The organism is Streptomyces sp. C, from assembly GCF_000158895.1.
In the GTDB taxonomy this organism is placed as follows: Bacteria; Actinomycetota; Actinomycetes; order Streptomycetales; family Streptomycetaceae; genus Streptomyces; species Streptomyces racemochromogenes.
Map to the genome: position 1 here is coordinate 3,337,390 of NZ_GG657750.1, position 7,345 is coordinate 3,344,734.

Genomic DNA, 7,345 nt, shown 5'->3' on the forward strand with positions numbered 1-7,345 from the left:
TCGCCGCGGCCGCGGGCCGCCGCCAGGGAGTCGTGTCGGTCACCGGCCGGCCGGCCCCTCGGCGGCCAGCGGGCCGTGCCCGGGCACGGAGCCGGTGCGGGTGCCCGCCGCGGTGCCGGCGGCGGTGTCGGTGTCGGTGTCGGCGGCGAACCCCGGGGAGGGCAGGGCCCACCACGCCGCGAGTCCGATGATCACTCCGGTCAGCACGGTGGACGGACCGCCGATGTCCGCGTACAGGAAGTCGGTCAGCTGCCACACGAACAGCCCGGTCGCGATCAGCCCGCAGTCCCGCACGGCCCGGTCGGCGCCCACCGCGCACCGCCTCAGTCCCGCGACCAGCAGCGCGGCCCAGCCGCCCGCCAGCGCGAGCAGGCCGATCAGGCCCTGCTCGCTGAGGACGAGGAGGTACATGTTGTGCGGGGACAGCAGCGGCTGCTTGATGAAGGCCTGGCCGGCGCCGGCGGTGTCGCTGCCGGAGGACAGCCCCAGCGAGGAGTGGCCGTCGCGGTGCGCGGGGAAGCCCTTGAGGCCCACCCCCGCCACCGGGCGTTCCCGCCACATCGACTCGGCGGCGGCCCACATCGTGTAGCGGTCGGTCACGGACTGGTCGGGGGCGCTGGAGACCTGGGTGATGGAGGTGAGCCGCTCGGCGACCATCTCGGAGCCGACCCCGAGCCCGCCGACGAGGACGACGCCCAGCGCGGCCAGCGCGACGAGCACCCGCAGGGCCCGCCGGATCCCGGCCATGGCCATGACCAGCACCGCCGCCCCGAGGGTGGCGATCCAGGCGCCGCGGCTGAAGGACAGCACCAGCGGCACCACCAGCACGAGGGCGCAGGCCCCGGCGGTGCGCCGGATCCGCTTGGGCAGTCCCGGCGCGAGCGCGGCGGCGGTCGCGACGACGAGCCCGTACGCGACGACGGTGGCCATGCCCATCACGTCGCCGGGGCCGAAGGTCCCCACGGCGCGGACGTTGGCGCCCTGGTAGGAGGCGCCGGTCCCGGTGGCGTACTGGACGACGCCCACCGCTCCCTGGACCAGGGCCAGGACGACGAAGCAGCCGGCGGCGATCCGGAACTCGCGGGCGTCGCGCACCAGCAGCACCACGGCCGCCGGGACGAGCACGAAGACCTGGAGGTAGCGCACGAAGCCGGGGAGGGCGGCGTACGGGTCGCCGGCGGTCATCGTGGACACCGCGAGCCCGACGCCGGGGGCGCCGAGCACGAGCACGCCGAGCGGGCTCAGGGTCCGCACCCGGCCGCGCAGGGCCTGGATCCCGCAGACGAGGGCGAGCAGCAGCGAGGCGGCGTCGGCGGGGCCGACCTTGCCGGAGGCGGTCGCGTCGCCGGCGGGGAGGGGGGCGAGGAGGAACAGGACGGTCGCGGCGAGGGGCAGCAGCGGCCAGTGGCGGCGCAGCGCGCCGGTGTCGAGGGCCCGTACCGGGGCGGTCGCGGTGAGGCTCATGCTCAGCTCCCTCCCAGCCGGAAGCGGAAGAAGGAGGCGGCGGTGCGGGCCAGGATCCACAGGTCCTGCCACAGCGACCAGGTGTCGATGTAGTGGTTGTCGAAGCGGGCCCGGTCCTCGATGGAGGTGTCGCCGCGCAGACCGTTGATCTGGGCGAGGCCGGTGATGCCGACGGGCATCCGGTGGCGGGCTTCGTAGCCGGGGTGGACGGTGCTGAACTTGGCGACGAAGAAGGGCCGTTCGGGGCGCGGGCCGACCAGGCTCATGTCACCCCGTACGACGTTCCACAGCTGGGGCAGCTCATCCAGCGAGGACTTGCGCAGGAAGGAGCCGACGGGGCTCATGCGGCGGTCGCCGGCGACGGTCCAGCGGGTGGCGGACTCGTGTTCGTCGGCGCGCAGGGTGCGGAACTTCAGCAGGGTGAAGGGGCGGCCGTAGAGGCCGACCCGCTCCTGGCGGAAGATCACCCCGGGTCCGTCGGAGAGCCGGACGGCGAGGGCGCAGACGCCCATGACGGGGGCGGCGGCGAGGAGTGCGAGGGCGGCGAGGCAGGAGTCGATGGCCCGCTTCGCGGCGCGTTCCAGCGGCCGGGAGGGGCGCGGCAGCAGCGGCTGTACGGCGTATCCCCACAGCTGGTCGGCGGGCTGCGCGACGCGCATGCCGGTGATCTTGGCGGTCCCGGCGGGGTCGGCGAGCCAGAGCCGGCAGCCGTGGTCGTGGAAGAGCCGGACCAGGGAGGCGGTGCGTTCGTCGGCCTCGGGGGGACAGGTGAAGACGGCGTGCCGGACGGAGTTCTGGATGACGGCGCGGCGTACGTCCTCGTGGGTGGCGAGGACGGGGAGCTGGCCGGGGTCCCCGTCGGCGGGGGCGGCGGTGTCGGCGATCCCGACGGGGCGCAGTCCGTACTCGGGGCGGCTGTGCAGGGCTGCGGCGACGGCGCCGGTGCCCTCGCCGGGGCCGACGACGAGCGCCGAGACGGGCCGTCGTACGGCGGCGCGGCGGCGGAGCTGGTTGACGGACCCGCGTCCCGCGCAGGCGAGTACGACCTGGAGGCCGATGGCGCCGAGGAGCGCGCTCCAGCCGAGGGCGCGCTGGGGTGCGGCGGCGGCGAGGAGGGCGGCGGCCCCGGCCCAGAGCACGGCGGCGCGTCCGGCGAGGGCGGGCAGCTCGCGCAGTGCGGAGGGGGCGAGGCGGGGCCGGTAGAGCCCGGCCTGCGCGTGCAGGGCGGTGAGGAGGGCGGCGGCGGGCAGGACGGCTTCGGGGGGCAGGGTGCCGGCGGGCAGGGTGGTCGCTGTGACGGCGGCGGCGAGCGCGTCGGCGGTCAGCAGCGCGGTGACGCCTTCGCGGCGGCGGGCCCGCTGCGGCCGGACGGCGGCGCGGGCCCGGTCGGCGCGGGGGCCGCGCGGGGGGTGGATGGCGGTCACGGCACGGCGGGTTTCGGCGGGAGCCGCGGGGGCGAAGGCGCTGCCGCCGGCGTGCCCCGTGCCGCCCTGCCCGGTGTGCCGGGCGGGTGCGCTGTCCATCGTCATCGGCTGATGCGCTCCTGGTTCAAGGGCCGGGGCCTGCCCAGCAGTTCGTGGTACAGGCCGGTGACCGCGTCCGTGGTCCGCCGCACGTCGAACTCGGTCCGGGCGTGCTGTTGGGCCTGCTCCCCGAGTTCGGTGAGCAGCCGCGGTTCGGCGAGCAGCCGTCCCAGGGCCTTGGCCAGTGCCGTCGGGTCCTCCGGCGGTACCAGGCAGAGCCGTCCCTGGCCTGACGGCAGGCTCTCCCGGGCACCGCTGACGTCGGAGACCAGGACCGGGCGGCCGCAGGCCATGGCTTCGAGCGGGGCGAGCGCCATGCCTTCCCACCGCGACGGCAGTACAACGAGATCGGCGGCGCGAAGCCACGGTCGGATGTCGGCGGCGGCTCCGGCGAAACGGACGCCGGGGGGTGCGGTGCGGCGCAGCCGTTCGGCGTCGGGGCCGTCGCCGACGAGGGCGAGGCGGGCGCCGGGGACGGTGGCGAGGACTTCCGGCCAGGCGCGCAGCAGGACGTCCTGGCCCTTCTGGGGGCAGAGCCGGCCGATGCAGACGGCGAGCGGTCCGCCGTCGGGCAGCCGGAGTGCGGTGCGGGCTTCGGCGCGGCCGCCGTCGCCGCCGCGGGCGGGGCGGAAGCGGGTGAGGTCGACGCCGTTGCGGATCACCGCCCAGCGGGCGGTGATCCCTTCGGACTCACCGGCGCGGCGTTCGGCTTCGCTGACGCAGAGCACCCGGTCGGCCCAGCGGGCACCGACCCGTTCCCAGCGCAGCGCGAGGGCGGCGGTGGTGCCGCTGACGGCGTCGAAGGACCAGGCGTGGGGCTGGAAGACGGTCGGCAGGGAGCCGCGTACGGCGAGGCGTCCGGCGAGTCCGGCCTTGGCGCTGTGGGCGTGCAGCAGGTCGGGGCGCAGGCGCCCGACGAGCCGGGCGGCGCCGAGGACTTCGCCGGGCAGCCCGGGTCCGGGGGAGCGTCCGGCGCGCCAGGTGTGCACCTCGGCTCCGGCGTCGCGGGCGGCGTCGGCGAGCTGTCCGCCGCGCGGGCAGCCGACGAGGACGCGCAGGCCGGCGGCGGTCTGCGCCCGTGCGAGGTCGGCGACGACGCGGGCGACGCCGCCGTCGACGGGCTGGACGAGGTGGAGGACGGTGAAGGAGGAACCGGAACCGGCCGGTGACGGGTCCGGCGAGGGGTGCTTCGGCACGTGGAGTGGTCTCCTGCGTTCAGCGGCGCGCGTCTGTCTGAACGAAGAGCACACCGAGGAATTGACCTTGGCTTTCGCCCGCGAACTTGAAGCTCAGGCTGCGGGCGCCACCGGACAGGGCGGGACTCAGGTCGAACACGTCCGCGTCATATCCGAGATTATTCATATGTTCGGGCTGTCGCACGAACGAGGGACGTCCGAATTCCGTGATCGTGGAATTCATAACATCATTAAAAGGATTTTCTGAATCGCTGACGTCAACCCGTCGGCCACTGTCGGCGGTCACGGTGAGTGAGTCCCCGAGGGTCCCCCGGTCCCCGTCGTAGGCGACCACCCCGGCCTTCCCGGAGGCGCCGGGCGCCACGTCCAGGCCGCTGACCTCCACCGTCTCCCCCGCCGCCTCGCCGGCGCCGGCGGCCAGCGACTCGAAGCCGTCCCACACCGAGACCCGGCGCAGCGGCTCCTGCGGGTGCTCGTACGCGACGACCAGCGTCCAGCCGCCCCAGGCGCCCACCGCCGAGTGGCCCATGGCCACGTTGAGCTGGGCCACGGTCCACATCCCCGCCCCGCCCTTGCGCACCATCGGGGTGACGTCGGCCGAGGCCTGGTAGGCGTCCCTGCCCTGGTCGGTGTGGTGCCCGATCACGGTGTCGGCCAGCACCGCCTTGTACGCGCCCCCGGGCTCGGCGACCAGCACCCGCCCGTTGTCCTCGGGCGGCTTCTGCTCCCCCACCCGCAGGTTCCCGCCCCAGTACAGGCGGGCGTACGAGACCTTCGCGCCCTGCGGGACCTTGAGCTCGGCCCGGGTGGAGTTGTAGGTGTCCGGGTCCTTGTCGACCTCGTCGTAGAACATCTCGAAGTCGCCGTTGACCCCCGCGGCGCCCTTCTTGACCTCGGCGCACGGCTCGGCCTGGTCGTTCTCCTCGCGGCGGCAGCTGATGGCGGAGTTGGAGGCCCTGACCAGCCCGCCGTGCTGGACGGCCTGGTAGCGCTGCGTGAAGGGCACTCGCGGCAATTCGCGGGCCCCGGCGGTCACCGCGGCGCCCGCCTGGGGCACGTGCGCGGAAAGTGTGAGGCAGGACAGCAGGCCGAGTGTGCCGAGGATTCTGCGGGAGGAACCCATGACCCTGTCTCCATTTTCGATCAAGGGGACAAAACAGGAGTGAACTTTGTCAGAAATCGGGCTGGAAATCACGTCGGACTCGCTCGTACGGCCTTTTGGGCGATAGCACGCACCCTCTCCGTGGGCGGGTCGTTATGCCGGTGCACCGTCGTTCGAACCGAAAGGAAATACGGAGATGAAGAAGAGGCTGATGCGCGGCAGCACCGTGGCCGTCGCGGGTGCGGCGATGCTGATGGGCGGCGCGGGCCTCGCCTCCGCGCACGGCGGCGCCTCGGCGGACGGCGTCGCCGCGGGTTCCCCCGGCGTGGCGAGCGGCAACGTGGTCCAGGTCCCCGTGGACGTCCCGGTGAACGTCTGCGGCCTCACCGTCAACGTGATCGCGCTGCTGAACCCCTCGTTCGGCAACACCTGCGTGAACGCCTGAACGTCAACCGCGCCGCCCGAAACGGCGGCATCCGGGTGAAGCCACGCAACCCGAGCGGGGCCCAGAGCGTTGATCCGGATGCTCCAGTACCGGGCAATCCTGCAAAAAAGGGACGATAATGATCAAGAAGCTCGCTGCCGGCGCAGCGGTTGCCGCCACCACCGTGGGCCTCGGCGCCGCCATGGCCCCGCAGGCGATGGCCGTCGGGAACGACAACGGCATCAACACCGTCAACGGCAACAACTCGGCGCAGATCTACGGCAATCAGGCCACCTACGGCAACATGAGCCCGCAGATGGCGCTGATCCAGGGCTCCTTCAACAAGCCCTGCATCGCCCTCCCGGCCAAGGTCAACGCGCAGTCGATCCTCGCGCTCATCAACGTCGGCGTCCAGGACATCCCGGTCCTGTCCAGCCCGCAGAACCAGCAGTGCACCGAGAACTCCACCCAGGCCAAGGGTGACGAGGCCCTGTCGCACATCCTGGACAACATCCCGATCCTCTCCGGCAACGTCTCCGCCGGCAGCTGATCGCGCAGCACCCCGAGCGAGGCCGTCGCACCCCACGGGTCGCGGCGGCCTCGCCGCATGCCGGGGACCACGCAATTCCAGACTTCTTCCGATGCCCTCCATTGCCGGTCGGAATTCACGGCCAAATCGGTCCCGATCGACCTCGATCGACCTTACTGGGCATCTGAGTGAATTGCACGGAAGCCCCGGGAAATTCCCGGTTTCTTTTCCCGGACCCACTCGTTGTTGTTTTCGCAGCGGATACACCTCTGCGGGAAGGATTGGAAAAGAAAATGAAGCACAAGAAGGCAGTGGTGCTGGCCGCCGGCGCGATGATGGCCGCCGGTGTCGCCTCCCCGGCCATGGCCGACGCCGGCGCCAGCGGGGTCGCCAAGGACTCCCCCGGCGTCCTCTCCGGCAACCTCGTGCAGGTTCCCGTGCACATCCCGGTGAACGTCTGCGGCAACACCGCCCAGCTGGTCGGCCTCCTGAACCCGACCTTCGGCAACACCTGCGTCAACGCCTGACGTAGCCCTCCGCCCGCGAGGGCAGGGCAGACCTCCTCGGGGTGGCCTCGGAGTGCACGGCGGTGCACTCCGAGGCCACCTTCGATTCAGTACCGGCCCACGCGCCGGTGGACAGGGAAGGACCCATGCGACAGGTACTGAGCCGACAGGTACTGGGCAAGGGGGTGCTCACCGCTGCGGCCGCATCGAGCCTGCTGTCGATCGCGACCGGCGCGGCGTGCGCGCATCCAGGGGCGATGGCCGAGGCCTCGCATTCGCCGGGTGTGCTGTCCGGCAACAGCGTCTCGGTACCGATCACGGTCACACCGAACCTGTGCGGCAACAGCGTGGACGGGGGTGCGGCCCTCAACCCCTCCATGGGGAACACCTGCGTCAGCTCCACCGGATCCCACGCCGGCGACGACGGCGGCCGCGACTACGAGCGCTACCTGAGCCCCGAGCACCGAGCGGCCATCGAGCGCTACCTCGACGAGGAGCAGGGCGGCCGGCACGCACTGCCCCGCCAGCGCCACGAGGAGGAGCGCGGCTACGGGGAACCCCGCGCGCACGCCCCCAAGCACGCCGCCCCGCGCCACGGGGC

General features: G+C 73.1%; 8 protein-coding genes. 4 read left to right on the plus strand and 4 right to left on the minus strand.

Going from position 1 to position 7,345, the window contains the following annotated elements:
• Window positions 1-39 precede the first annotated feature (39 nt).
• The 4 genes from SSNG_RS14780 to SSNG_RS14795 are packed head-to-tail and all read right to left on the minus strand — an operon-like array spanning window position 40 to window position 5,306.
• Window positions 40-1,464 carry an O-antigen ligase family protein gene (locus tag SSNG_RS14780; protein WP_128636969.1) on the minus strand — a complete coding sequence of 475 codons (1,425 nt, stop codon included), beginning with the start codon at window positions 1,462-1,464 and terminating at the stop codon, window positions 40-42.
• A 2-nt stretch (window positions 1,465-1,466) separates the two neighbouring features.
• A complete protein-coding gene (locus SSNG_RS14785; protein WP_241695054.1) occupies window positions 1,467-2,993 on the minus strand; it encodes a sugar transferase in 1,527 nt (508 codons plus the stop codon).
• The gene (locus tag SSNG_RS14790; RefSeq protein ID WP_007264642.1) at window positions 2,990-4,183 is read right to left on the minus strand and encodes a glycosyltransferase family 4 protein; all 1,194 of its coding nucleotides are present in this window, start codon (window positions 4,181-4,183) and stop codon (window positions 2,990-2,992) included. The genes SSNG_RS14785 and SSNG_RS14790 overlap by 4 nt, the downstream gene beginning before the upstream one ends.
• A 19-nt stretch (window positions 4,184-4,202) precedes the next feature.
• Window positions 4,203-5,306, minus strand: coding sequence for a hypothetical protein (locus tag SSNG_RS14795; protein WP_042801032.1), 1,104 nt, complete (start codon window positions 5,304-5,306; stop codon window positions 4,203-4,205).
• 175 nt (window positions 5,307-5,481) lie between these two features.
• Here SSNG_RS14795 and SSNG_RS14800 point away from each other — a divergent pair, with 175 nt between their 5' ends.
• From SSNG_RS14800 to SSNG_RS37935, 4 genes are all read left to right on the plus strand, one after another.
• Window positions 5,482-5,730: a chaplin gene (locus SSNG_RS14800; RefSeq protein WP_007264644.1), complete on the plus strand. Its 249-nt coding sequence runs from the start codon at window positions 5,482-5,484 to the stop codon at window positions 5,728-5,730.
• 118 nt (window positions 5,731-5,848) lie between these two features.
• A complete protein-coding gene (locus SSNG_RS14805) occupies window positions 5,849-6,259 on the plus strand; it encodes a rodlin (protein ID WP_007264645.1) in 411 nt (136 codons plus the stop codon).
• Window positions 6,260-6,531: 272 nt separating this feature from the next.
• Window positions 6,532-6,765: a chaplin gene (locus tag SSNG_RS14810; protein WP_042801034.1), complete on the plus strand. Its 234-nt coding sequence runs from the start codon at window positions 6,532-6,534 to the stop codon at window positions 6,763-6,765.
• Window positions 6,766-6,890: 125 nt separating this feature from the next.
• Window positions 6,891-7,345: chaplin (locus tag SSNG_RS37935; protein WP_129593389.1), on the plus strand; the 455-nt coding region annotated here is incomplete at its 3' end.